Origin of the sequence: Martinezella calliandrae (assembly GCF_030272695.1) — a bacterium.
Classification (GTDB): domain Bacteria; phylum Pseudomonadota; class Alphaproteobacteria; order Rhizobiales; family Rhizobiaceae; genus Rhizobium; species Rhizobium calliandrae.
In genome coordinates, this window is sequence record NZ_JARFYN010000021.1 from 1 (window position 1) to 25,260 (window position 25,260).

24 protein-coding genes are annotated in these 25,260 nt (G+C 60.0%); 12 read left to right on the forward strand and 12 right to left on the reverse strand.

What is annotated here, in order from left to right:
* Nucleotides 1-163: 163 nt before the first annotated feature.
* Nucleotides 164-889, reverse strand: a complete 726-nt coding sequence (locus tag PY650_RS17285) for a peroxiredoxin-like family protein (RefSeq protein ID WP_285880651.1) — start codon at nucleotides 887-889, stop codon at nucleotides 164-166.
* Between the two features lie 453 nt (nucleotides 890-1,342).
* Between PY650_RS17285 and PY650_RS17290 the strand changes: the two genes are divergently transcribed.
* A complete protein-coding gene (locus PY650_RS17290; protein WP_285880652.1) occupies nucleotides 1,343-1,690 on the forward strand; it encodes an ArsR/SmtB family transcription factor in 348 nt (115 codons plus the stop codon).
* On the forward strand, nucleotides 1,683-2,186 hold the full coding sequence (locus PY650_RS17295; protein WP_285880653.1) for an SRPBCC family protein: 504 nt from the start codon (nucleotides 1,683-1,685) through the stop codon (nucleotides 2,184-2,186). Before PY650_RS17290 ends, PY650_RS17295 begins: the two co-directional genes overlap by 8 nt.
* Nucleotides 2,187-2,409: 223 nt before the next feature.
* Here PY650_RS17295 and PY650_RS17300 read toward each other — a convergent pair whose 3' ends face one another.
* The 4 genes from PY650_RS17300 to PY650_RS17315 all read right to left on the reverse strand — a co-directional run bounded on the left by PY650_RS17300 (nucleotide 2,410) and on the right by PY650_RS17315 (nucleotide 8,886).
* Nucleotides 2,410-3,735: a hemolysin family protein gene (locus PY650_RS17300; protein WP_285880654.1), complete on the reverse strand. Its 1,326-nt coding sequence runs from the start codon at nucleotides 3,733-3,735 to the stop codon at nucleotides 2,410-2,412.
* A gap of 142 nt (nucleotides 3,736-3,877) precedes the next feature.
* Nucleotides 3,878-7,339, reverse strand: a complete 3,462-nt coding sequence (locus PY650_RS17305) for a chromosome segregation SMC family protein (protein ID WP_285880767.1) — start codon at nucleotides 7,337-7,339, stop codon at nucleotides 3,878-3,880.
* 123 nt (nucleotides 7,340-7,462) lie between these two features.
* A complete protein-coding gene (locus PY650_RS17310) occupies nucleotides 7,463-8,197 on the reverse strand; it encodes a DsbA family protein (protein ID WP_285880655.1) in 735 nt (244 codons plus the stop codon).
* A gap of 188 nt (nucleotides 8,198-8,385) precedes the next feature.
* Nucleotides 8,386-8,886 (reverse strand): DUF721 domain-containing protein, encoded by a 501-nt coding sequence (locus PY650_RS17315; RefSeq protein WP_285880656.1) that lies wholly within the window; start codon nucleotides 8,884-8,886, stop codon nucleotides 8,386-8,388.
* A 99-nt stretch (nucleotides 8,887-8,985) separates the two neighbouring features.
* Here PY650_RS17315 and mutY point away from each other — a divergent pair, with 99 nt between their 5' ends.
* From mutY to PY650_RS17330, 3 genes are read left to right on the forward strand one after another with little or no spacing between them, the layout of a single operon-like run.
* The gene (gene mutY, locus PY650_RS17320; protein ID WP_285880657.1) at nucleotides 8,986-10,098 is read left to right on the forward strand and encodes an A/G-specific adenine glycosylase; all 1,113 of its coding nucleotides are present in this window, start codon (nucleotides 8,986-8,988) and stop codon (nucleotides 10,096-10,098) included.
* Complete coding sequence (locus PY650_RS17325) at nucleotides 10,095-10,709, forward strand: HAD family hydrolase (protein WP_285880658.1); 615 nt, start codon at nucleotides 10,095-10,097, stop codon at nucleotides 10,707-10,709. The genes mutY and PY650_RS17325 overlap by 4 nt, the downstream gene beginning before the upstream one ends.
* A gap of 4 nt (nucleotides 10,710-10,713) precedes the next feature.
* On the forward strand, nucleotides 10,714-11,079 hold the full coding sequence (locus PY650_RS17330) for a nuclear transport factor 2 family protein (protein ID WP_285880659.1): 366 nt from the start codon (nucleotides 10,714-10,716) through the stop codon (nucleotides 11,077-11,079).
* A 164-nt stretch (nucleotides 11,080-11,243) separates the two neighbouring features.
* Here PY650_RS17330 and PY650_RS17335 read toward each other — a convergent pair whose 3' ends face one another.
* From PY650_RS17335 to PY650_RS17345, 3 genes are all read right to left on the reverse strand, one after another.
* Nucleotides 11,244-12,374, reverse strand: a complete 1,131-nt coding sequence (locus tag PY650_RS17335; RefSeq protein ID WP_285880661.1) for a site-specific DNA-methyltransferase — start codon at nucleotides 12,372-12,374, stop codon at nucleotides 11,244-11,246.
* A 101-nt stretch (nucleotides 12,375-12,475) separates the two neighbouring features.
* Nucleotides 12,476-12,862: an antibiotic biosynthesis monooxygenase family protein gene (locus tag PY650_RS17340; protein ID WP_285880662.1), complete on the reverse strand. Its 387-nt coding sequence runs from the start codon at nucleotides 12,860-12,862 to the stop codon at nucleotides 12,476-12,478.
* Nucleotides 12,859-13,188: an NIPSNAP family protein gene (locus PY650_RS17345; RefSeq protein WP_285880663.1), complete on the reverse strand. Its 330-nt coding sequence runs from the start codon at nucleotides 13,186-13,188 to the stop codon at nucleotides 12,859-12,861. Before PY650_RS17345 ends, PY650_RS17340 begins: the two co-directional genes overlap by 4 nt.
* Before the next feature lie 71 nt (nucleotides 13,189-13,259).
* Here PY650_RS17345 and PY650_RS17350 point away from each other — a divergent pair, with 71 nt between their 5' ends.
* A complete protein-coding gene (locus PY650_RS17350; RefSeq protein ID WP_285880664.1) occupies nucleotides 13,260-13,982 on the forward strand; it encodes an ArsR/SmtB family transcription factor in 723 nt (240 codons plus the stop codon).
* Between the two features lie 402 nt (nucleotides 13,983-14,384).
* Here the strand turns inward: PY650_RS17350 and PY650_RS17355 are convergent, their stop codons facing one another.
* On the reverse strand, nucleotides 14,385-15,053 hold the full coding sequence (locus tag PY650_RS17355) for a GntR family transcriptional regulator (RefSeq protein WP_285880665.1): 669 nt from the start codon (nucleotides 15,051-15,053) through the stop codon (nucleotides 14,385-14,387).
* Between the two features lie 94 nt (nucleotides 15,054-15,147).
* Here PY650_RS17355 and PY650_RS17360 point away from each other — a divergent pair, with 94 nt between their 5' ends.
* Together PY650_RS17360 and PY650_RS17365 are read left to right on the forward strand one after the other, a co-directional pair.
* On the forward strand, nucleotides 15,148-15,582 hold the full coding sequence (locus PY650_RS17360; protein ID WP_285880666.1) for a MarR family winged helix-turn-helix transcriptional regulator: 435 nt from the start codon (nucleotides 15,148-15,150) through the stop codon (nucleotides 15,580-15,582).
* A gap of 195 nt (nucleotides 15,583-15,777) precedes the next feature.
* Nucleotides 15,778-16,470: an HAD family hydrolase gene (locus PY650_RS17365; protein ID WP_285880667.1), complete on the forward strand. Its 693-nt coding sequence runs from the start codon at nucleotides 15,778-15,780 to the stop codon at nucleotides 16,468-16,470.
* 117 nt (nucleotides 16,471-16,587) lie between these two features.
* Here PY650_RS17365 and PY650_RS17370 read toward each other — a convergent pair whose 3' ends face one another.
* Nucleotides 16,588-17,106, reverse strand: a complete 519-nt coding sequence (locus PY650_RS17370) for a hypothetical protein (protein WP_285880668.1) — start codon at nucleotides 17,104-17,106, stop codon at nucleotides 16,588-16,590.
* A 426-nt stretch (nucleotides 17,107-17,532) separates the two neighbouring features.
* Between PY650_RS17370 and thrC the strand changes: the two genes are divergently transcribed.
* The 4 genes from thrC to PY650_RS17390 are packed head-to-tail and all read left to right on the forward strand — an operon-like array spanning nucleotide 17,533 to nucleotide 23,823.
* Nucleotides 17,533-18,930, forward strand: a complete 1,398-nt coding sequence (thrC, locus tag PY650_RS17375) for a threonine synthase (RefSeq protein WP_285880669.1) — start codon at nucleotides 17,533-17,535, stop codon at nucleotides 18,928-18,930.
* 20 nt (nucleotides 18,931-18,950) lie between these two features.
* On the forward strand, nucleotides 18,951-20,249 hold the full coding sequence (locus PY650_RS17380) for a M16 family metallopeptidase (protein WP_285880670.1): 1,299 nt from the start codon (nucleotides 18,951-18,953) through the stop codon (nucleotides 20,247-20,249).
* A 50-nt stretch (nucleotides 20,250-20,299) separates the two neighbouring features.
* A complete protein-coding gene (locus PY650_RS17385; protein ID WP_285880672.1) occupies nucleotides 20,300-20,914 on the forward strand; it encodes a GNAT family N-acetyltransferase in 615 nt (204 codons plus the stop codon).
* Nucleotides 20,911-23,823, forward strand: a complete 2,913-nt coding sequence (locus PY650_RS17390; RefSeq protein WP_285880673.1) for a sensor domain-containing phosphodiesterase — start codon at nucleotides 20,911-20,913, stop codon at nucleotides 23,821-23,823. Before PY650_RS17385 ends, PY650_RS17390 begins: the two co-directional genes overlap by 4 nt.
* A 6-nt stretch (nucleotides 23,824-23,829) precedes the next feature.
* On the opposite strand, the gene PY650_RS17395 is transcribed toward PY650_RS17390, so the two are convergent.
* Complete coding sequence (locus tag PY650_RS17395) at nucleotides 23,830-24,882, reverse strand: zinc-binding metallopeptidase family protein (protein ID WP_285880674.1); 1,053 nt, start codon at nucleotides 24,880-24,882, stop codon at nucleotides 23,830-23,832.
* A gap of 140 nt (nucleotides 24,883-25,022) precedes the next feature.
* On the reverse strand, nucleotides 25,023-25,214 hold the full coding sequence (locus tag PY650_RS17400; protein ID WP_285880675.1) for a CsbD family protein: 192 nt from the start codon (nucleotides 25,212-25,214) through the stop codon (nucleotides 25,023-25,025).
* Between the last annotated feature and the right edge of the window lie 46 nt (nucleotides 25,215-25,260).

Sequence of the window (25,260 nt, forward strand, 5' to 3'; positions counted from 1 at the left end):
AACGGGCTCAGACCATGGATGCCGCAATGAATAACGGAGTGCCAAATGTCACCCTGACGAAAGTTCCGTGTTGACCCTCCTCATATAAGCAAATGCCACCAACCCACAAGCGCCGCTTGGCGCCACTAGCGGCTTTGCCCCGATTTAATACGTGTCGTCGCCCTCATTCGACATCGTCCAGCAATGCTGGCGGACGGTTTGCTGCAGGTCGGCGTCCAAGGCTGCCAGCGGCGGCGATGATCTCCGCCGCGGTCGGGAAGATGGAGAGGCTGTTCGGTCCGTCGAGCGCTTCGATTTGTGTCCAGCCGATGGTGCCGTTCGCATCGACCAGGAAGTGCCCGACGAGCTGGGTGGCGTGGTTCTCGAATATTGCGTTATCGGCTTCATCAAGCTCGAAGCGATCCTTGGCGTTGAGTATCGTATTGGCTTCCATTGGGTGTAGCGGCTCCGGCAGCTCACCTGTAGGGTTGATGCGTGCCGCCTTGAACTGCGCCATCGTTGCGCCATATGGCCACTCCGGCTGCTCGCTGCTCTCATCGGGCAGGAACTCGGCATGCGGCACGCCGTAGGCCCGATGCGTATGGCAGTCCGGGTCGCATAGAAGCGTTACTGGCGTCGGCCGGTGGCGGAAATACAGGCGGGCGCGTTCCACCGGCGTGTTGATAACGGCCACGGTCTCTACCCCGCCCGCGCGCAGGGCGGGCTGTATGCCGGCAAGCTGTTCTATCTGACGTCGGCAGAACGGGCAGTGCAGCCCGCGAAAAAAGCCGATCAAGAACGGGCGACCGCTCAAATCGGCGAAAGAGACCGTGCCGTCGGAGTTGGCCGTGGGTAGCGCGAACGCTGGCGCGGTATCGCCAGGTTGCAGCGGGCGCTTCTGGTCTCCCATGGAATAATCCTTTTTTGTATCGCCTAGGTGAAAGACCGAAATCTAATTATATCACTTGTCGCAAGAAGGCCCAGCACTCCATGTTTAAGATCATTGAGTGCGGTTCGGCATACCATTCGCTGCGCCGACCAGTGTCAAAGCCGACCTCCGTTTTTTTGCCTCCCCGGCCGGTAGAAATCCCAACACACCGCAAGAGGCCAAAATCGGCCCATCGCCCGTCTCGAATGCGCCACAAGCCGTCGTTAGCTCCCCTCGAATGGGCGACCGATTTGGGCCGTTAGCCGGCGGACTGCTTTCGGAGAGCAGGCGTTGAAAGCTGACAATCGTTCATCAGCGGCAGCAGACTTTTTTTGCTGCCGCCGCCGCGGTGCATGACCTCGGATGACCGGTCTACGGCATGGAAAGTTCGGGACGCTTGCGCTTTCTGCGAGAGCAGGTTATACACTGAACTAAATGGTTCAGTATTTAAGCCCTCCCATCGATCTCTCGTTTGCGGCGCTGTCCGATGCGACTCGCCGAGGGATCATCGATGAGCTTGGGCGAGGGGACGCGTCGATCACCAGTCTTGCGGATAAGTTCCAGATGACGCTGACCGGCATGAAGAAGCACGTCCAGGTTCTCGAGCGGGCGGGGCTCGTCGTCACGCAGAAGGTCGGACGGGTAAGAACCTGCAAGCTTGGGAAACGCGGCCTCGGGGCGGAGGCCGAGTGGATCGAGGCGCATCGCAAGCTCTTCGAGGCCCGCTTCGAAGCATTGGACGAAATCATTAGCGAAATGAAACAGGAGGGAAGCGATGACTGAGCAAGTTAGCAGTGCAGGTGGTGCGCAGAACCGCACGTCAGTCGAGCGCAGAGGGGATCGCGAACTCGTCGTAACGCGGACATTCAATGCGCCGCCGAGCATGGTTTACAGGGCGTGGAGCCAGCCCGAGCTGTTCCAGCGCTGGTGGGTGCCAAAATCGGTATCCGGCGTTTCGCTCGTATCGTGCGATATGGACGTCCGTACCGGCGGCAAATATCGGCTGGAATTCGGCGCCGGCGGTTCGGACACCATGGCCTTCTATGGCAAGTATCTCGAGGTAGTGCCGAACGAGCGCATCGTCTGGACCAACGACGAGGGCGAAGAGGGCGCGATCACGACCGTGACCTTCGAGGACCAAGGCGGGAGGACACTACTGAATTTCCACGAAGTCTATCCGTCCAAGGAGGCGCTTGAGGAAGCACTACAGGGCTCGGCGGCCGCATTGCCCGAGCAGTTGGAGCAGCTCGACGAATTGCTTTCCAGCATAGGCGAGTAGCGCGGTTCGGGAAACTCGCCTCGAGGAACGTCTGCTCTTGGGAAGTGGCTCCGCCGGCCTTTCTGGCCGGAGCGGGGGCGCAAAACAGCCGCATCCTGCAACAAGGATCAAATGTCCGCCTTGGGCCGAAAGCGGTCATTGGTGGCACCTGCTACATAATCCCGTTCAAAAGCAAGCCAAACGACCCGCCATCGACCACAACCTAAAAACCTCGAACAGGTGATTAAGCCTCCGCATCCCGCCGGGCCAGAATCTTGTCGATCCGCATACCGTCCAAGTCGACGATTTCGAAGTGCCAGCCATCGAATGTAAAGCTCTCGCCGACCTCCGGAATGTGACCGAGTTGGTAAAGCGCAAAGCCGGCCAAGGTGTGAAAATTACCGTTTTCCTCGCCCTCACGCAGGCCGAGCCTTGCGAAGGCGTCATAGACCGGCATCATGCCTTCCATGAGCAGTGAGCCGTCGGCGCGCTCAACGATATCCGGTCCTTCGTTCTCCAAATCCGGCAGATCACCGGCGATGGCCTCCAGCAGGTCCGTCTGGGTGACGATGCCCTCCAGGCTGCCATATTCATCGATGACCATGGCGAGACGAACGGGCGCGCGCTTGAAACTCTCAAGCACTTTGAACACGGCCGTCGCTTCATGAACGATAAGAGGCTGACGCATGATTGCTATCGGATCGAGGGGCTGGCCGTTCAGGAGCTGATCGAGAAGATCCCTCTTCAGGATCATGCCGATCGGTTCGTCTATGGTCCCGCGACCGACCAGGAGCTGCTCAAAGCGGCTTTCGCGAATGGCCTTCAACATCTCCTCAGATGTGTCCTCGGCATCGATCCAATCGATCTCCAGCCTCGGCGTCATTATATCGGAGACATCGCGATCGCCGATATTGAAGACACGTTCGACAAGCTCCTGCTGCGCCTGTTCCAGCAAACCGGCCTCCTGGCTTTCGGCGACCAGCAGCTTGATTTCCGCGGGGGAATGCAGCGAGCCTTCGCCGGTGCCTGGCCGCAGACCGAAGAGGCGCACGACCATATTGCCGAGGCCGTTCAACACAAAAATCGCCGGGCGAAGCAGAAACAGGAACAAGCCCAGCGGTCGCACGACACCGAGGGCGGTGCCTTCGCTGCGCTGCAATGCCAGGCTCTTCGGCGCAAGTTCACCGAGAACGATATGCAGGGCCGTGATGATGATGAAGGAAATCGCGACGGCCACGGCATGCGATCCAGCGGCAGCCAAGGAGCCGGGCAGAAAATCGAGAAGCGGTTCAACCAGATGGGCGAGCGCCGGTTCGCCGACCCAACCGAGCGCGAGCGAGGATATGGTGATACCGAGCTGGGTGGCCGCGAGATTGGCATCGAGATTGTCGACTGCCCGTTGCAAGGCTGCGGCGTTCATCCGCCGTTCGACCACGAGCTCAGCCACACGGCTGCGCCGGACGGAGACGAGCGAAAACTCAGCGGCAACGAAGAAACCATTGGCGGCGACAAGAAAAAACACGGCGAATATTCCGAGGACATCGAAAATACCGCCATCATATCCAGACATGCTTCCCTTCCGGGCGGATTAGCGCCACGTATTATTGATCGAAAACAAATCTAACACGCTTTCTGGCTGTGCGGCAGCCAAAGCAGCAATTTCTTGTCGATATGGGAATAGTTTATCTTTTTTCCAATCGAAAAGAGACGCCTCAAGCGATTTCCCGCAGTTGCTCCGCTGTCTGCAAATCCACGGAAACAAGCTGTGAAACGCCCTGTTCAGCCATGGTCACGCCGAAAAGGCGGTCCATGCGAGCCATGGTGATGGGATTGTGGGTAATGACCACGAACCGCGTCTCGGTGGAGGCGGCCATCTCGTCCATGAGATTGCAATAGCGCTCGACATTGTGGTCGTCGAGCGGCGCGTCCACCTCGTCCAGCACGCAGATCGGCGCCGGATTGGTAAGGAAGACGGCAAAAATAAGCGCCATCGCCGTCAGTGCCTGTTCGCCGCCGGAAAGCAGCGTCATGGTCTGCGGCTTCTTGCCCGGCGGGCGGGCGAGAATTTCGAGGCCAGCCTCCAGCGGATCGTCGGATTCGATCAGTTGCAGCTCAGCCGTGCCGCCGCCGAAAAGATGGGTGAACAACCGCTGGAACTGGACGTTGACGACGTCGAAAGCTGCAATCAGGCGCTCGCGGCCCTCCCGGTTGAGGCTTTGAATCGCGCCGCGCAGCTTGCGGATGGCGTCGATGACATCGTCGCGCTCCTTAATCAAAGCGCGCAACCTCTCGGTCAGTTCCCTGCTTTCCTCCTCGGCACGCAGATTGACGGCACCGAGGCGCTCTCGCTCGATCTTCAGCCGCTCGAGCTCGCGTTCCACCTCACGCAAATCAGGAACATCCTGCCCCACCGACAGGCCGGCAAGCCGCAACACCTCGTGCGGCTCGACATTCAGTGCCTGACGGATGCGAAGCTCGTTTTCCTGGCGACGCTCGCGCGCGGAAACCAGCCGCTCCTCGATACGGCCACGCTTTTCGCGGCTTTCGGCCAGTTCAGACAGTGCCGTGGCAGCTTGCCGATCGGCCTCGCGCTGAACGATCTCAGCCTCAACCAAGCGGTTGGCCGCAGCGCGGCGTGCCTCCTCCGATTTCTGCAGCTCGTTCATCAACGCGCGGCGCTTGTCCTCGAACTCATCCGGGGCAAGGTCAAGCTCAGCGGCTTCATCGCGCGCCTCTTCCTCACGATCGCGTAGGATTTGGATATGCTCTTCGGCGCTGGCGGCGCGCTGCCGCCAACCGTCGCGCTCCTGCCGGATCGCCAGGATACGGCGCTGCCGCGCTTCGTTTTCCCGGTTCAGGCCTTCATAACGGGCACGTGCCTCGGCGAGCGCGCCGCGATCCGTCGCGACTTCCGCCTGCTGATCGCGCAGCTTGAGATCGATAGCCGTCAGGTCAGGCGCACCCTCCAGTTCGATGCGGGCTTTTTCGTCCTGCCCCGTCACCTCTTCCATCTGCGCCTGTAGCTGGCTGACGGCCTCGGTGACGATATCACGACGGCGGAGCAGATCACCGGAGGCGCGCTCGGCCACCGCCAGCGCTTCGCGGGCCTCCGCGAGATGGCGAGCGGCAAGCCGGCTGGCATCGCGCGCAACCACCAGACGGCCTTCCTCACTCCGGATCGCGTCGCCGGCAGTCGCCAAACGTTCCTTGGACTCGGCCAGGACATCGTGCGCCACCCCGGTTTCGGCCTCAAGCTCCACGAGACGATTCTTCTGTGCCAGGCGCAGAGCCGCTGCGCTGGGGGCATCGGCTCCAGTCACATGCCCATCCCAGCGAAATACGGCGCCGTCCTTCGTCACCAGCCGCTGTCCCGGCTTCAAACCCGCCATCAGGCGCATGGCGTCTGCCGCAGCGACGAGACCGATCTGGCGCAGACGCCGAGTCAAGGCGGCCGGTGCGCCGACATGGGTAATCAGCGGCACGATGCCTTCCGGCAAGGCGGGATCGGTCGCGCCGCTGCCATTGTCGGACCAGTGGGCCGGCGCGTTCGGATCCAGCGGCGACTCCAGATCGTCGCCAAGGGCTGCGCCTAACGCGGTCTCAAAGCCACGATCGACACGCACCTCTTCTGCAACGGGTGCTGATGTACCCGAGGCGGCTCCGGCCGCCAGCATCTTCGAGATCGTGCGCGCTTCCGTTTCCAATTCGTTTAACCGCGAGCGGGCTTGATCGACTGGCGCGCGCGATAAAACTTCGATCTCGCGCGCCTTGGCGAGAGCCGCCTCGACGAGTTGGATCGCGCCCTCGGCATCGGCGACGACACTTTCGGCTGCTTCAACCATATCGCGTTTTTCGCCGGGATCAGGCAATGTGGCTATCTTTTCATCGATCGCGGCGAGCTCGCCGTTGGCCTCGTCCATCTGCCGTTCCAGCCGCATCTTGCGGTCGGCAAGATCGCGAATGGCGCGCTCAAGCTGATTACGGGCGGCGGCGGTTTCCGCACGCTCGGCAGTTAGTGCGGCAAAGATGCCCTCGCTATCCGCCAGGTTCGTGGCGGCCTCGTCGAAAGCCTCGCGCGTTTCCTCGGCGAGCCGGCCGGAATCGGCGAGGATGTCGGCGATGTCGGCCTCCTCCGCATCGAGCTTGGCCAGGATTTGGGTATTGTCGGAAACCAGGCGTTCTTCACGACGAATGTCTTCGGCCAGTTGCGCCAAGCGCCGGGTCAACTCGTCGCGACGGCGCAGAATGCGGTTGGCATCTTCTTCCAACTGCGTGCGGGCGATCTGCAGACGCTGCAAGGCGGCTGCGGCTTTCGCCTCCCCTTCACGCAGTTCCGGCAGCTTCAGGCTGGCAATGCCCTGTATTTTCGCCGCCTCTATCTGTATCTGCGCCTTTTCGGCGACCAGGAGCGTCGCCTGCTTAAGGGCGTTATCGGCCTCCGCTTCCGCCTCCTTCGCTTGCACCCAGTGGATATGCAGAAGCATGGCCTCGCGGGCACGGATATCGGCAGACAGCATCTTGAAGCGGTTGGCCTGACGTGCTTGGCGCTTCAGGCTATCGATCTGGCTTTCGAGCTGGGAGGTCACGTCATCGAGACGTTCGAGATTGCTTTCGGCCGCACGCAGTCGGAGTTCCGCCTCATGCCGGCGCGAATGCAGGCCGGAAATGCCGGCCGCCTCTTCGAGAAGCTGCCGGCGAGCCTGGGGCTTGGCCTGGATCAGCTCGCCGATACGCCCCTGCCCGACCATCGACGGCGAACGCGCGCCCGTCGAGGCGTCGGCGAACAGCAGCTGCACATCCTTGGCCCGGGCCTCCTTGCCGTTGATGCGATAGAGCGACCCCTGCTCGCGCTCGATGCGGCGGGTGACCTGGATTTCGTCGCTGTCATTAAAGGCGGCGGGCGCCGTGCGGTCGCTGTTGTCGAGATAGAGGCCCACTTCCGCGGTGTTGCGCGCCGGGCGATTACCCGAACCGGAGAAGATGACATCGTCCATGCCGGAGGCGCGCATGTTCTTGTAGGAATTCTCGCCCATCACCCAGCGGAGCGCTTCGACTAGATTGGACTTGCCGCAGCCGTTAGGGCCGACGACGCCCGTCAATCCGCGCTCAATGACGAATTCCGCCGGCTCCACAAAGGATTTGAAGCCGACGAGACGAAGCCTGTTGAACTTCATAAGCGCCACTCCCCCTCTCCCCGCCAGCGGGGGAAGGAAGGAAACCCTATCTTTTTAGGGGCGAGTGACAAAAAGACGGGCGCACGGGTTTCCCTGCCGCCCGCCGTTTCGAAAAGGCACGGATCAGAGAAGGCTATCGATGAGCTTCGACATGGCACCAACCGACATGTCCCCTGCATAACGCTTGCCGTTGATCAAGAAGGTCGGCGTAGCATTGACACCAAAGTCTTTGGCTGCACGTTCCCTAACTGAGTTGACATCATCCAGAAGCTTCTGGTTCGTCAAGCATTTCGTAAAGCTATCCTCAGTAAAACCGGCAAGTTTCGACATTTGAAGCAGCGCGGCACGGCCATCGACATCCGGCGAGGCCCAGGCGATCTGCTGTTTGAACAGCATATCGACCATCGGAAGATACTGTTCCTGCGGCGCGCAACGGGCCAACATAAAGGCAGCGGCGGCGCGCGGGTCGAAGGGAAATTCGCGGATGATGAAGCGGACTTTGCCTGTGTCGATGTATTTCTGCTTGATTGCGTCGAAGGTGGTAGTGGCGAAGTGCGCGCAATGCGGGCAGGTCAGCGACATGTATTCGACGATCTTGACCGGAGCATCTTCCTTGCCTAGCGCGATTTCCGGCAGGGCGCCGGGCTTCAGCACTTCGTTCATGTCGACGTTGCCATCTGGAGACGGAACTTGGTCCTCCGGCGAGCCGGCGTTGGTGGTCTCCTGGGCGCCGCCTGCGGTGGTGGCATTGGCGGCTAATGCGGTGTCGGCAAAGGCGGCGAACGCCAAGGAAAGGGCCGCGACGGCAGTGCCGCCCAGCAGGTGGCGTTTGGTCAAGAGCATGTCGGACATCGGCATAGAGTCACCCGTCGTAAGAGGTCTTTGAATGGTTCATTGCGATATAACGGCTCGTTACTACTAACAAGGCACGGTTGACCAACTTTCTTCAAAGAATTGTGACTTACAGAAGACAAAAAGGTTAAATTATCGTCAGAATTGGCGGGGATTGGCAATATGAGCGAGTTCAGTGGTAAGGCAAACCCGGACTATTTCCTACCCCGCTTCCAAGCCATCGCCGTGCCCAATCTCTGAACCGCAGCACGCAACTTGTCGTCCTCGATGCCGTCCATCATGTCCTCCAGCTTTCGCGCCGCCTCGCCCTTCAGCGGCGGCGGTGTGCGGGGGCGTTTTGAAGCAGTCGAAACTGGCTTCTGGACGATGCGGATCTGGTTGACGGCGTGGAAGCCGAAGAAGCCGTTGATGCGTTGGATAAGTTCGCCCTGCGCGTGGGTCAGAAACAGGGCGCGTGCACCTTCGCAGGCGATGGTCAACACGCCAGGCTGGTAACCGCCATCCTCGCCCGAACCGCCTCGTTTCGCCCAGGCGATCTTTTCCGGTCGCGTGCATTCGGCGAAATCCTCGCCGGCGATCTCGTCCCAGGAGCCAAGCAGCGCGGTATTGATACCCGCACGCTTCGCCAGAACGGGATCAATGATGCCGTTGGTCAGCTCGGAAATCTGTTTCTCGCCTTTTCGGGGATAACTCATTGGATAACAGAACCTGGAACCTTGTTTGTGCCTCCAAGACCTTGATCGTTCGGCGCAGCTTGGCCAAGTATAGAGCACTTCCCCTCGATGCGGCAAATCATGACGACGACAATAAAATCCCCGACGGCCGCATCCCTGCTTTTCTGGTACGATCGCCATCACCGTGACCTGCCATGGCGTGTCTCGCCGCCGATGGCAGCGCGCGGCATCCGGCCCGACCCCTATCAAGTCTGGCTATCGGAAGTGATGCTGCAGCAGACCACCGTGCCGGCGGTCAAGGCTTATTTCGCCAAATTCCTGGAGCGCTGGCCGACGGTTCGTGATCTGGCGGCAGCGCCCGCCGACGATGTCATGGCCGCGTGGGCGGGGCTCGGCTACTATGCCCGCGCCCGCAACCTCAAGAAATGTGCGGAGGCCGTCGCGGCTGAACACAACGGGCGCTTCCCGGACACCGAGGATAGACTGCGGTCTCTGCCCGGAATCGGCGAATATACGGCGGCGGCAGTCGCCGCCATTGCATTCGACCGGCAGGCGACGGTCATGGACGGCAACGTCGAGCGGGTTATCTCCAGACTATACGCCATCGCCACACCATTGCCGGCCGCCAAGCCATTGATGAAACAGAAGGTTGCGCTGTTGACGCCTGCCGATCGTCCCGGCGACTTCGCGCAAGCGATGATGGATCTCGGCGCAACGATCTGCACCCCGAAACGACCAGCCTGTTCGCTCTGTGCCTTCAATAACGCCTGCGAGGCGTTGCGGCTGCATGATCCCGAACATTTTCCAGTTAGGACAGCAAGGAAGGAAAAGCCCGTGCGCCAGGGTGCCGCTTTCGTTGCGGTGAATGGCGATGGCGAGATTTATTTGCGCCGGCGCATCGCCAGCGGTCTGCTCGGCGGCATGACCGAAGTGCCGACGACTGGTTGGACCGCACGGATCGATGGCGAGACCAGCGCTGCGGCCGCCCCCTTCCCTGCCGATTGGCGGGCAGCCGGGACCGTGACGCATGTCTTCACTCATTTCGAACTGAGGCTATCGATCTATCGCGCTCAAGTGGCATCGAGCACGATCCGCAATGACGGATGGTGGGAGCCGGTTACAAATCTTGAAGCACAGGCCTTGCCGACTGTCATGAAAAAAGCCATCGCTCAAGCTATTCCACGCGCATTCACAAAGACCAAGACATTCGAAAAGGCGGGACATATTTCATGACGACGGAAATCCGGCACATTGTCTTCGATATCGGCAAGGTGCTTGTTCACTACGATCCGAGCATCCCCTATAGCCGCATCATCCCCGATGAAGCGGAACGAACCTGGTTCCTCGCCAATGTCTGCACGCATGAATGGAATATCGAGCAGGATCGCGGCCGGACCTGGGAAGAGGCCGAAGCACTGCTGATAGCCGAACATCCCGAGCGCGAAGACCAGATCCGCGCTTTCCGCAAATATTGGAATGACATGGTACCCCATGCCTATGACGACAGCGTCACCATCATGGAAAAGCTCATTGCCGAGGGCTACGACGTCACGATGCTGACCAATTTCGCCCCCGACACGTTTCGCGAAGCACAGACGCGCTTCGACTTTCTCTCCAAGCCGCGCGGCGTCACCGTGTCAGGCGACATTGGCCTGATCAAGCCGGACCTTGCGATCTATGAGGCACATGTGAAGAGCTTCGGGCTCGATCCGGCTTCCACCATCTTCATCGACGATTCGCTTGCCAACGTCGAAGGCGCAAAAGCTGCGGGTTGGAGCGCAGTCCATTTTACTGGCGCCGAGAAGCTGCGCAGCGATCTCGCCGCCTTTGGCATCAAGGTTTGAACCCATGATTTTCGATCCGGCAGAACGAATCACCCTGTTCCACGACGCGATCAACAGGCTCGACTACGAGGCAATCGAGAATTTCTTCGCGGAAAATGCCACCTATGTCTCCAACGGCGTCGGCAGCCTTGCAGGTCGCGAGGCGATCATGGAAGCATTTCGTGGCTATTTCGATACCTATCCGGATCAAACCGCCGAAAATTCATTGGTGGAAACGCTGACGCCGCTTTCCGGCCGCGCCGTCTGGTCCGTCCGGGCGACGAACAGCAAGACAGGCAAGCCGCTGATCCGTGAGGGCGAGGAGATGATCACTTTCAACGAAGACGGACGCGTCGTCCGGGTCGATGTGACTGACTATCAGGAATTCTAAGCCGTCAGCAAAAAAAGCGCCCAGAGTTCGCGAACCCTGGGCGTCTTCGCCTTCCTCGCTAACTGGAGGTACTCGACGGGAGAAGGCGGACATGCGGATCCGGTTGCGGCATGATTGTGAACGCCGGGAAAGGCTTTCGGATCATACCGTTCAAACAGTTGGGATTAATCTGCCTTGGCCAGATCATTGCGGACGATCGAACGCAGATCGTCGATCGGGCGCAGGGACTGCCCGTCGTCGAAATGCCAGAACGTCCATCCGTTGCATGCATCAAGGCCTTGGACTTTCGCGCCGAGGCGATGAATGGAGCCGGCCTCGCCGCCGGACGCGACCGTACCATCGGCACGGACGATGGCGCTGTAGTGGCGCTTTGCATCCGTCAGCACCTGGCCGGGCTTAATGAGACCGCTCTCGATCAAAACGTTGAACGCGACGCGAACCTCGGCTTTCTTACCGGTCATCACGGTTAGTTCGGCCTTGCCGAGCGGCTCGACGGCGGCGATCCGGGCGCTGGCCGCATCGATGTAATCCTGCTCGCGCTCGATGCCGACAAAATGACGGCCGAGACGCTTGGCGACGGCGCCGGTGGTGCCCGAGCCGAAAAAGGGATCGAGCACGATATCGCCCGGCTTGGAAGAGGCCATGATGACGCGGGCGAGCAGGGCTTCCGGCTTCTGCGTAGGATGCGCCTTCTTGCCGTCCTGATCCTTCAATCGCTCGCCGCCGCTGCAGATCGGGAACAGCCAATCGGAGCGCATCTGCACGTCGTCATTGGCGGCCTTCAGGGCATCGTAGTTGAAGGTATAGCCCTTGGCCTTGGCGCCTGGGCTCGCCCAGATCATCGTTTCATGCGCATTCTGGAAACGACGCCCCTTGAAATTCGGCATCGGATTGGTCTTGCGCCAGACGATGTCGTTGAGGATCCAGAAGTTCAGATCTTGCATAGTCGCGCCGACGCGGAAGATATTGTGATAGGAGCCGATGACCCAGATCGTTCCCGTCGGCTTCAGCACGCGACGGCACGCAAGCAGCCAGGCGCGGGTGAAGGCATCGTAAGCCTCGAAAGAGGCAAACTGATCCCACTCGTCGTCGACCGCGTCGACCAGCGATTGGTCGGGGCGATGCAGGGTGCCGCCGAGCTGCAGGTTGTAGGGTGGGTCCGCGAAGATGACATCGACGGAATGGGTGGGCAGTGCTTCAAGAGCCGCCACGCAATCGCCCTTGATGATCGTGTCGACCCAGGAGCCCGGCGTTGCGGAGGTCCTGAGGTCGGCAAGCGGGAAAACTGACGCCATGTGATACTCGCTGTTACACTTACTCGATACGCTTAACTGAGTGTTATGGTTACCTAAGTTGGTTACCAAAGGCTAAAGCGAACAACACATTTTGCAAATTCTCAAGACCTCGTCGATTGTCGGTCGTCGCTCGCCGTCTCGGATCCATCATGCACCGCGCGGCTGTCCGCCGGTGCCTCTTGCCTCTCATTCATTCCGTAATCGCGGACCACATGAGCGATGCGCAGACGGTAGTCAGCGAAAATAGCCCCTCGCCCGGCCTTCTGTGCCGCTCGGTGCGCCTCGCGGTTCCGCCATTCTTTGACAGCATCCTCGTCGCGCCAGAAGGACAGCGAGAGAAGCTTTCCGCGTTGCGTCAGGCTCTCGAATCGTTCGATTGAGATGAACCCGTCGATCGTCTCGAGCTCGGCACGCAGCTCGCCGGCAAGATCAAGATAGTGATGGCGTTCGCCAAGATAGGGAATGACCTCGAAAATGACGGCGATCATGGCGTCACCTTTGGACCATGCGGCAGCGACATGTTTTTCAGGAAGATGCGATCCTCCCTGATAATGAAGCGTTCGCGGCGTGAGAAATCGAAGGTCGCCTTGGCAAGCGGATCGGCGGCGAGACGAGCGCGATAAGCTTCATATGCGGCCAGGCTTTCGATGTTGTAGACGCCGTAAGCAGTCGTCGCCGAGCCTTCGTGCGGGGCGAAATAGCCGATGAGATCCGCGCCGTTGCGTGGGATGACCTGGCCCCAGGCCCTGGCATATTCGATGAAGGCGTCCTTCATTATAGGATCGATCTCGTAATGGATGAAACAGGTGATCATGGTTTTCTCCGATGGTGATGGAGATCTTGTCGCATATTGCATGACATCAATGCTTCGGTTACGATCGAACTATGAAGGAAGGCCCTGACATAGCACAGATCGGTGCGCTCATTGGCGATCCGGCACGGGCGAACATGCTTACCGCGCTGATGGGCGGCCGCGCTCTGACAGCAACGGAGCTGGCGCAGGCCGGCGGCATCACCCTGCAGACGGCGAGCACGCATCTGTCGAAGCTCGAAGCGGGCGGGTTGCTTGCGCAACGCAAACAAGGCCGGCATCGATATTTCGCGCTGGCCGACGATGGTGTCGGCAAACTGCTTGAAAATATCATGGGCTTTGCCGCCGGACGAGGGCATCTGCGCCACCGTCCCGGCCCAAAAGAGCCCGCGCTTCGCAAGGCACGCATCTGCTACGACCATCTTGCCGGCGATTACGGTGTGCGCATGCTCGACAGCCTGATCGCGGCTGGTGCGATCTCGGCCGTCGGGGACGGCTTGAGCCTCACGGAACGCGGCGAAGCGCATCTCACCTCAATCGGCATGGACGTGACCGGGCTGCGTTCGACGCGGCGGCCGCTTTGCCGGTCCTGCCTGGATTGGAGCGAACGCCGCGCGCATCTCGCCGGCAGCCTCGGCAAGGCGCTGCTTTCCAACTTCTTCGACAAGGGCTGGGCGCGACGACTGGAAAACAGCCGCTCGATCCTGTTTACATCGGAAGGCGAACGTCGATTTCTGGCGCTGTTTCCTGTAGAGACCGATGCGACGAACAAAGAGCAGAGTCGTGCCGATGCCTGAACTTTACGCCCCCGCTTGATGCTGCAGATACCGGCGGCCTTAGCTTGAACCGATCAATATCCGAAATTGCTTGCAGCGATGGCGCGCAGAGTTCTCCCCATTCGCAGCCACGACACGCATCGCGAAGTTCACCGCTCTCGAAATTCCGGCGCAGCCGTGCGAGAAGACGGGCATTGGGAACGAGAACCGAGCCAAGCTCGATCTCGTCATCCAGAGGTGTCGCCACGCCTCTAAGGCGGCGGCGTCGCGTGCAATCACGCTGTCCTTGAAACAAGGCGGATCCTTCTCGTCAAGAAGCGGTGCACAATGGCGTCAAACGCGCGAGAAAAGACGAGTTTCCTCTCGACATATCATCTCCCATAAGGGGGAAGGCAGAGCCCTGGCATCAAATTATCTTAATTTTTATCCAACGATCGCAAAAGCTTCGCGAGTCGTGCCTGATGGCGTGCGCACCGGCGCCCGGCCGATCCATTGCACGTGTTTCTGCAGGATAGAGGCTGCCTCTTCCGTCCGCCCCTGGCGCAGGGCGGCAAGGATGGCGCGATGGTCGTGATCGGTGCGTTTTTCCCAGCCGGATTGCCAGGCGGAGAAGAGAAAGCGAGCACTGGCTGCGTGCAGGTCGTCGATTGATGCGAGCAGCCGCGCCATGCCGCAAGGCGCTAGGATTAAGCGGTGAAAGCGGCGATTGGCCTCTTCCCAAGCACGGACGTCGGCAGCCGCATCCCCTTCCCGCGTCGCCTCTTCGGCGGCATCGAGGATTGCCGGTGTCAGGTGTTGCGCCGCATGTCTCAATGCCAAACTCTCGAGCGCCGCTCGCATTTCCGCAACCTCACGAACCTCCTTGAGATCGAAGGAAGCGACGCGGACGCCGCGGCGGGGCACGCTGATCGCCAACCCCTGCGCCTCCAGCCGCCGGAACGCCTCGCGCACCGGCACGTGGCTGGCGCCGAACTCCTCGGCAATATGATCCTGCCGCAGACGCGCATCTGGCGCGATCTCGCCGCGGATGATGCGGTCGGCAAGCACCCGGCTGATACGGCTGGCAATCGTGTCGTCGCGCTCTCTGGCCATGGATGATCCTTAAAGATGGCAATCGGCCTTGTCGAGCGTCCAGATCAAATGCGATGCGACTTGACCAAGTGTATATGCACATATATTATAAATCATGCAAACTGAAAACGACCTTGGTCCCCTCGCCTGTCATTGCCTGGCAACCCGGCAGCTGGCGAGGCATGTCTCGAAGCTCTACGAGCGCCATATGGCGCCAACCGGCATAACAAGCACCCAATTTTCGCTCCTGAATTTCCTCGACCGCGACGCGCGGATGACCATGAACGACCTAGCGGCCGCGATGCTCATGGACCGCACGACCCTGCTGCGGGCCGTGAAGCCGTTGCAACGACAAGGGCTGATCATCGCTGCGCCCGAGATGAAGGATAGCCGCCGACTGATGTTGGAGCTATCACCGGCCGGCCGAAGCAAGATCGCGGAGGCGGAGCCTTTCTGGCGCGCAGCGCAAGAGGAATATGAGTCTCAGGTCGGCCAACTCCATGCCAAAAGCCTGCGCAGCGACTTTTTCAACATGACCCATCACGGCTGACCCCTTTTTGTTGGACCCAAAGCTCGGCCTATCCTTTCCCCCAGTGCATTTCTGCCATGCCTGCTGATTGGTTGAGCTTTGCCGGAGCATCGTGTAAAGCCGCACGATCCTTTTTTGCGCAGGCCCCAAAAAGCGCGGAGCGCCTTTTGGATAAGGCCATGCCAATCCAGAGCCCCATTAAAGGCAGTATATCTCATGAGCAATGGCTTCGATCTCATCATCTTCGACTGCGACGGCGTTCTGGTCGATTCGGAAATCATCGCGGCGGAGGTTGAATCCAAGCTCCTGACCGAAGCAGGCTACCCAATCGGCGTCGAAGAAATGGGCGAGCGCTTTGCCGGCATGACCTGGCAGAACATTCTGTTCGAGGTCGAACGCGAAGCGAGCATTCCGCTCTCGGCATCGCTGCTCGACAAGTCCGAGAAACTTCTCGACTTGAGGCTCGCCAATGACGTCAAGGCTATACCAGGCGTTCCTCTTGCCCTGTCGCGCCTGCCGATGCCGCGTTGCATCTGCTCGAATTCCAGCTCCGCACGGATCGACACGATGCTATCCAAGGTCGGCTATAAAGAGCTGTTTGCGCCGTATATCTATTCCGCCAAGGACCTCGGCGCCGATCGCGTCAAGCCGAAGCCGGATATTTTCCTGCACGGCGCCAAGCAGATGAATGTTCCACCGGCAAACGTTATCGTCATCGAAGATTCGGTCCACGGTGTCCAGGCGGCGCGTGCCGCGGGCATGCGCGTCATCGGCTTCACCGGCGCCTCGCACACCTATCCTTCGCATGCCGACCGACTGACCGACGCGGGCGCAGAAACTGTCATCGCCCGGATGGCCGATCTGGCTGGCGTTGTGATGGCATTGTCGGAATGGGAAGACGTTTTCTGAGCGGCCTAGGCAATAGGCAATAGGCAATAGACGCTGCCGCTATAGTTATAGTGCCGACAGTAGCAAGGACGAGTGTCCTTTTGCTGCTGTCTACTATCTACTGCCTGATCCCCAGCCTTACCGATGCTTCTTACGGACCGGCTTCTGGCCCTTCTCGGGCTTCTGCGGTCCCTGATCGAAGCCGACCTGGACGCTGGTGAAACCACCGGAACCGCCAGCAACCTTGATGTCGTCGTCGGTGAAGAGGAACTGCGTCGTGGTCTCGCCCGGCGGGATTTCGGCAGTGTAATTAATGGTCTTCTCGTAGAGCGCGGTGTTGTCGTCCATGACGGCGACATGGATCGGCATGGTCACCTTACCGGGGCCGCCCGTCGGGCCGGCGACGAGACGCCCCTGCGCGACGACGTGGATATTGAGGCTGGTGCCATCGGTGGTGCACTGGCGCGTCGCCTGGGCGAGCGAGCCTTGATACGCCAACTGGTTCGGATCGTCCTTGGCGCCCTTTGCATAGGTTCGATAGACGGATGCCTCGTCGCGGATCACCACTTGCGGGCATTTACCGGCAACGTAGGCGCCGGTCACTTGCGGCGCGGGGTCGGCAGAGGATGTATTGCCCGCTGTTGCCTGCGGCGCCACCGTTACATCCGTCGCGGACTGCTTGTCGCCACCTCCGATTCCAAGAGAGCTACAACCAGTCAACATTACCAGGAGCGAAGCGGAGAAAAGACGACGAGAAACTCTGCCAAACACTATTATTCCACCCTTTGCAATATTTCACATTATCGGCCTGCCGCCTGTTCGACGGGCCTTTTATGACACTTGGCGATGGTCTATACCAGCGGCGCAGCGAAAAATCGATTGGGTAGGCACCGTTTTGGCTCACTTTTCGACGTCGACAGATTGGCGCAAGCCGCCGCCCGCCGGAAGCATCCGGCCGGACATTGCGCAAACGCGAAAACCACGCGGCTGATCCGACGCAAAAAGACGGCCTGCCATCGCTTCGTTCTCCTATCCTCTCACCCCATCACTCCGGCAATTTTGCGACCAAAGGAATTCTAGACCGTGGACTATATCTCAACGCGGGGAGAAGCCCCTGCCCTTGGCTTCTGCGACGCCCTTCTGACCGGCCTTGCACGTGATGGCGGGCTTTATGTACCCCGCAAATGGCCGACCCTGACGAAAAAAGAGATCCGCGCTTTCCGCGGCAAGAGCTATCAGGAAATCGCCTTCGCTGTGCTGTCGCCTTTCACGAACGGCGAAATTCCGAACAATGTCTTCCGCGGAATGATCGATGAAGCCTATGCCACCTTCCGTCACCCCGCCGTCACGCCGCTCGTGCAGACGGGCCCCAACAGCTTTGTGATGGAGTTGTTCCATGGCACAACGCTTGCCTTCAAGGATGTCGCCATGCAGTTGCTTGCACGGCTGATGGATTATGCGCTCGAAAAGCGCGGGCAGCGAGCGACCATCGTCGGCGCGACATCGGGCGACACCGGCGGTGCTGCGATCGATGCCTTTGCCGGCCGCGAGCGGACCGACATCTTCATCCTGTTCCCGCATGGCAAGGTCTCGCCGGTGCAGCAGCGGCAAATGACCACCTCGACCGCGGCCAATGTGCATGCGCTGGCGATCAACGGCAATTTCGATGACTGCCAGAACCTGGTCAAGGCCATGTTCAACGACACCGCCTTCCGCGACGGCGTCAAACTTTCGGGCGTCAATTCGATCAATTGGGCGCGCATCATGGCGCAGGTGGTCTATTATTTCACGACCGCGGTTGCGCTCGGCGGACCGGACCGGAAGATTTCCTTCACCGTTCCAACCGGCAATTTCGGCGATATTTTCGCCGGCTATGTCGCCAAGCGCATGGGCCTGCCGATCGACCGGCTGGTGATCGCCACCAACGAGAACGACATCCTTGCTCGCGCCCTGAAGACCGGCCGCTATGAGATGCGCGAGGTCAAGGCTACCAGCGCGCCGTCGATGGACATCCAGATCTCCTCCAACTTCGAACGGTTGCTGTTCGAAGCCTATGACCGCGACGCCTCCAAGGTACGCGCGGCAATGGAAAGCCTGAAACAATCGAATGGATTTTCGATTGGCGAACACGCGCTGAAGACCATCAAGAAGGACTTCCGCGCCGGCCGCGCAAGCGAGAAGCAGGTGGCTGCGACGATCCGCAAAATGCTCGACGACACCGGCTATCTCATCGATCCCCACACCGCCATCGGTGTTTTTGTTGCGGAAAAAAACGACAAACTGGCAAGCCCGATGGTAACGCTTGCTACCGCGCATCCAGCAAAATTCCCCGCCGCAGTAAAATCGGCATGTGGTATTGACCCGGCGCTTCCGACGTGGCTTGCTGGACTGATGAACAGGGAAGAGCGTTTCGACGTCCTCGATCCCGAGCTTAAAGCCGTAGAAACCTTTATCGGCAAACATGCCCGGGCCGGGGAATAATAAACGCAGAAAGACAGGCGATGACAGTGGAGTGCACCCGGCTTGCGTCCGGGCTGACAGTAGCGACCCAGACGATGCCACACCTCGAAAGCGTGGCACTCGGCGTCTGGATCAAATCGGGTTCGCGTAACGAAACCGAGGCGGAGCACGGCATTGCGCATCTGCTCGAACACATGGCATTCAAGGGTACGGCCCGTCGCACGGCGCGCCAGATCGCCGAGGAAATCGAGAATGTCGGCGGCGAAGTCAATGCCGCCACTTCTACCGAGACGACTTCCTACTATGCGCGCGTCCTGAAGGACCATGTGCCGCTCGCCGTCGATATCCTCGCCGATATCCTGACTGAATCCGCTTTCGACGAAGACGAACTGCAGCGCGAAAAGCAAGTCATCCTGCAGGAAATCAATGCCGCGAACGACACGCCCGACGACGTGGTCTTCGACAAATTTTCCGAAGTCGCCTATCGCGGCCAGACGCTCGGCCGAGCTATTCTTGGCACGCCGGAGACCGTCGTTTCCTTCTCGCCCGGGCAAATCCGCGGTTATCTCAGCCGCAATTATACGACAGACCGGATGTTCGTCGTGGCCGCTGGCGCGGTTGACCACCAAAGCTTCGTCCGCCAGGTCGAGGAGCGCTTTTCCAGCCTGCCGACCAAGCCGTCTGCGCCGCCCGTTATCGAGCCTGCCCGCTATATCGGCGGCAATATCCGCGAGACGCGCGACCTGATGGACGCGCAGATCCTGCTCGGCTTCGAGGGGCGCGCTTACCATACACGCGACTTTTACTGTTCGCAGATTCTTGCCAATATTCTCGGCGGCGGCATGTCCTCACGTCTGTTCCAGGAAGTGCGTGAATTCCGCGGTCTCTGTTACTCGGTCTATGCCTTTCATTGGGGCTTTTCCGATACCGGCATATTCGGCATCCATGCCGCGACTGGCGGAGAGAACCTGCCGGAACTGGTGCCGGTCATCATCGATGAGCTGCATAAATCCTCCCATAAGATCGAGCAGCAGGAAATCGAGCGCGCCCGCGCCCAGATCCGCGCCCAGTTGCTGATGGGGCAGGAAAGCCCGGCGGCGCGCGCGGGCCAGATCGCACGGCAAATGATGCTCTACGGCCGGCCCATCCCCAACCAGGAAATGCTGGAACGTTTGCAGGGCATCACCATCGACCGCCTGACGGATCTTGCAGGTCGTCTCTTCTTCGACAGGGTGCCGACGCTGTCGGCAATCGGGCCGCTGGAGCAGTTGGCGCCGATGGAAGATATCATCACGTCCCTATCATCGCCGACCCCCGCCTCCAAAAGCGCGAGCGGCTAAGACCGCATCGCGAGCCGATGGTTTCAATCTTTCGGGGAGTACTGGGCGGAATGCAAAAATCGGTCTTTCGGTTTCTGTCACGTCATCCGGACGCGGTCGAACTCGAAAACGCGACCTATTTGCTACGGCTGCCGCGTTACTCCGATTTCAATCAATGGCACCGGCTGCGGGCCGAGAGCCGGCGCTTCCTGGAACCCTGGGAGCCGACCTGGCGCCATGACGAACTGACCGAGGGCGCCTATCGTGCCCGTGTCATTCGTGGAAAACAGGAATACAGCTCCGGCCAGGCCATTCCGCTTTTTATTTTTCTCAAAGAGAGTATGACCTTACTCGGCGGCATCACGATCGGCTACATCCGGCGTGGTGCCGCGCAAAGCTGCATGATCGGCTATTGGATGGGCGAGCGGCATTCCGGCCAGGGCCATATGTTCGCCGCACTTCAGTTGGTTATACCCTATATCTTTTCGGGACTTGAGTTGCACCGTATTGAAGCAGCCTGTATTCCGGATAATGAGCGTAGCATGCGGCTTTTGGAAAAGGCCGGGTTCCAACGGGAAGGTCATTTGCGCGGTTATCTTAAAATCAACGGTCAGTGGCGTGATCACGTGATGTTTTCCCGGTTGGCGTCTGACGCCGGCCTCAGCAGAAAATCCGACCAGCAATGACGGCCGATCTTACGCCGCCCCCACGATTGACCAGGTGGTCGTCCGCGATCCTCGTAACACTCGCGGCTGCCTTGCTGTTCCTCATTGCTGGCATCGTGCATGCCGCCGAGCCTGTGAAGATTTCGCGCGACGACACCGCGCTGGATCTGACCGCGACGACTGAAATCTATACTAATCAGGGCGAGGCCTTTCAGGTTTCCACCGCCGCCGGCGCCGACGGCATTCGCCGCCGCATTGAGGTACGGTCCTCCTCACCGAACCACCAGGGCGACTGGGCTGTCTTTGCGCTCGCCAATGTCTCGGAAGAACAGCTCGAGCGCGTCATAGTCGCGCCGCACTTCCGCCTGGTGAACTCGAAAATGTTCTGGCCGGACCTCGGCTCGCAGCGCATCATTGCGATCACGCCGAGCGAGGGTTTTGCCCTCGACCGGCAGCCAAGCGACGAGGCCGATGTCTTCCGCATCACGCTAAATCCCGGCGCAGTCGTCACCTTCGTCGCCGAGCTCTCCTCGCCGAACCTGCCGCAGCTCTATCTTTGGGAGCCGAACGCTTATAAGGACACGGTCAACGCCTTCACACTCTATCGCGGCATCGTGCTCGGTATTGCCGGCCTGCTGGCGGTGTTTCTGACTATTCTTTTCGTCGTCAAGGGTACCTCGATGCTGCCGGCGACGGCCGCGCTGGCCTGGGCGGTACTCGGCTATATCTGTGTCGATTTCGGTTTCCTCGGCAAACTCATCAGCATCACCTCCAGTGATCAGAGAATATGGCGTGCCTGTGCGGAGGTGGCGCTTGCGTCGAGCCTGGTCATCTTCCTGTTCACCTATCTGAACCTCAATCGATGGCATGCACATCTGGGATACGTGACGCTTGCCTGGGTACTCGGTCTCGCCCTGCTCTTCGGCGTGGCGATCTATGATCCGTCGATCGCGGCGGGCATCGCGCGGCTGTCACTGGCATTGACGGCGACAGCGGGTCTGTTGCTGATTATCTATCTCGGCTTCAGCCGCTACGACCGCGCCATTTTGCTGGTGCCCGCCTGGGCGCTGATCCTGGTCTGGCTATTCGGCGCCTGGATGACGATCACGGGCAAGCTCGACAACGACATCATCCAGCCCGCACTCGGCGGCGGCCTCGTTCTGATCGTGCTGCTGATCGGCTTCACGGTGATGCAGCACGCCTTCGCCGGCGGCGCATTCCAACAGGGCCTGTTCTCCGATCTCGAGCGGCAATCCTTGGCGCTCACCGGCTCCGGCGATACCGTTTGGGATTGGGACGTGGCGCGCGACCGTGTGGTGACCACTCCGGATATCTCAATGAAGCTCGGCCTGTCGCCTGGCACTATGCATGGCGCGGCACGGAACTGGTTGCCGCGATTGCATCCCGATGATCGCGATCGCTTCCGGGCAACACTCGACGTGCTCCTCGAACACCGCCGCGGCAGGCTGAACCACGAATTCCGGATCCGTGCCGAAGACGGGCATTTTCACTGGCTGTCGATCCGCGCCCGCCCGGTGCTCGGCTCGAACGGCGAGATCATCCGCTGCGTCGGCACCATCGTCGACATCACGGAGCAGAAGAATTCGATCGAGCGGCTGCTGCATGACGCACTACACGACAATCTGACTGGTCTGCCCAATCGCCAGGTTTTCATCGATCGCCTGCAGGCCGTTCTCACCTTGGCGCCGGAAGGCGGCCAGTTACGCCCGACGGTGATGGTGATCGACATCGACCGCTACAAGCTGGTCAACGATACGCTCGGCGTTGCTGCCGGCGACAATATCCTGATCGCGCTGACGCGGCGCCTGCGCCGGCTGATGAAGCCGCAGGACACGCTGGCGCGGCTCTCCGGTGACCAGTTCGGCCTGATCCTCGTTTCCGAGCGCGATCCGGCAAAGGTCGCCGATTTCGCCGATGCCATCAGCAAGGCAATTATGGTGCCGATTAATTTCGCCAATCGCGAAATCATCCTGACGGCTTCGATCGGACTGACGTCCTGGGTCGATCAGCAGGAGAGCGCCACCGGTCTGTTGAGTGACGCCGAACTTGCGATGTATCGCGCCAAACGCGCCGGCGGCAATCGCGTCGAGCCATTCCAGCCTGCTTTCCGCAGCTTCGGCACCGACCGCCTGCAGCTTGAAACGGACCTTCGCCGCGCCGTCGAGCGCAAGGAATTGTCGCTGGTCTACCAGCCGATCGTTCGGCTGGAAGATGCAGAAGTCGCGGGATTTGAGGCACTGATGCGATGGGAACATCCGAAACGCGGCAATATTCCGCCTTCGGAATTCATACCGATCGCGGAAGCTTCGGATATAATCGGCCCGCTCGGCATGTTCGCGTTGGAACAAGCGACCAACGACCTGATGGCCTGGCAGCGTCAGACCGGCGACTTGCCGCTTTTCGTTTCCATCAATCTGTCCAGCGTGCAGCTCCTCAACAACGAGCTCTACGATGATGTCCGTGCATTGCTCGCAAAAACCCACTGTGAACCGAACCGCATCAAGCTCGAATTGACAGAATCGCAAGTGATGGAGAACCCGGAACAAGCCCGCCTCGTGCTCGGCAAGCTGCGCGAAGCCGGCATCGGCCTGGCGCTCGACGATTTCGGCACCGGTTACTCCTCCCTCTCCTACCTTACCCGTTTCCCCTTCGACACGATCAAGCTCGACAAGGCGATGGTGCGTGACGAAAGCGATAAGAAAGCCGTGCTTTTGCGTTCCGTGATCTCCATGGCGCGCGAGCTCAATATGCGGGTCGTCGCCGAAGGCATCGAATCGGAAGAGGATGCGCTCGAACTCGCCAAGATGGGCTGCGCCTACGGCCAGAGCTTCATCTTCGGCCCGCCGATGGGAACGGACTCGGTGCTGCGGCTGTTGAAGGAACGCTTTCCGTTGACGAAGCGAGCGTAGCAAGTGCTAAGCTGCCTTGATCACTCCATGTAGATATTCCAGCTTCGCCACCACCGGCGGCGACAGGATGAAGGGATAGGAATCCGGCTGGCCCATGCTGCGCTGGATCGCGTTGATCGCGACGCTCAGCGGAATCCAGGCGCTGACGAGTTGTTCAGCGCTTTCAGCTCTGTAGGGATCGAAATCCACCGCCGCCGCCATTTCGTGATAACCGTTGGGATTGATTGCCAAGCCGAAAGAGCGGGCAGTTTCCAGGGTGTCGACGATGTGAAGGTAGTGCGCGAAACATTCGGCAAAATCTTCCCAGGGGTGGGCGCTCGCATAGGCGCTGACGAAATTTTCCTGACAATTTGGCGGCGGTCCATTCTGATAGTGCTGCTGCAGGGCTGCGCCGTAATCCACGCGCTCGTCACCAAAGGCGGCACGGAATGCATCGAACTGGTTGCGGTCGCGGATCAGCTTGTTCCAGATGAAATGGCCGGCTTCATGCCGGAAATGGCCAAGCAATGTGCGATAGGGTTCATTCATCGATGCGCGCGCCTGTTCGCGCGTAACGTCGTCGGCCTCCGCGGCGCGGATGGCGATCAGCCCCTCCTCATGGCCGGTCCTTGCCGGCACGACGTTACCATCCTGCACCTCGTCCTCCAAGAAATCGAAGACCAGCCCACTGCGCGGATCGTGTTGGCGATCGGGGTGCGGCAGGTTCCAGCGCAACAGCGAATAGAACAGATGCCGCTCGGCCTGGCCGATCCGCCGCCAACGATCAACGCCCTGCTGCGTATCCGTATTCGGCACCAGCCGGTTATGGCGGCAAGCAATGCAGAAGGGTTCGGGATCTCCGTTCTCGACCGTCCAATTGCAGATATCGAGTTCGGCGTTGGCACAGAAACGGACAATATGCATCGGCTCGGAAACTAGGCGCCAATTCGGCCCGTCTGCCTCCAGCGCGTAAATCGCAAGAAGCTCGGGAACAAAGCCGAGCTGATGGCCGCAGCACACGCATTGCCGGTTATCAAAATGCACCGGTTGGCCACAATGATCACATGCGAAAAGCCTCATGGAAAGCTCTCCAAAATCAGGCCGTCGAGGGCATGAAAAGAGCCTGTCGCGATATTGCGACAGGCTCTTTTACTGCGCCGCGCATGCCACGGCTCGCGAAAGAGCGGAGCACTTTAATCGGCGCATATCAGACTACCGGATTACATCCGGCTGGCAGCGCCCTTGGCCTTGTCCTTGGCTTTGGCAACGGCCACCTGGGCCTTACCCTTGGCCTTCTGGGCCGTGCCTTCGGCCTGCATAGTCTTACTCTTGGTGGCTTTGCCCGCAGCCTGCTTGGCCTTGCCGGCCATTTCATTGGCTTTGCCGGATACCTTTTCGCTCATGCTGCCCATATCAAACGCCTCCTCATTCTGCGCCAGCGGGGTTGCCGGTGCAGTG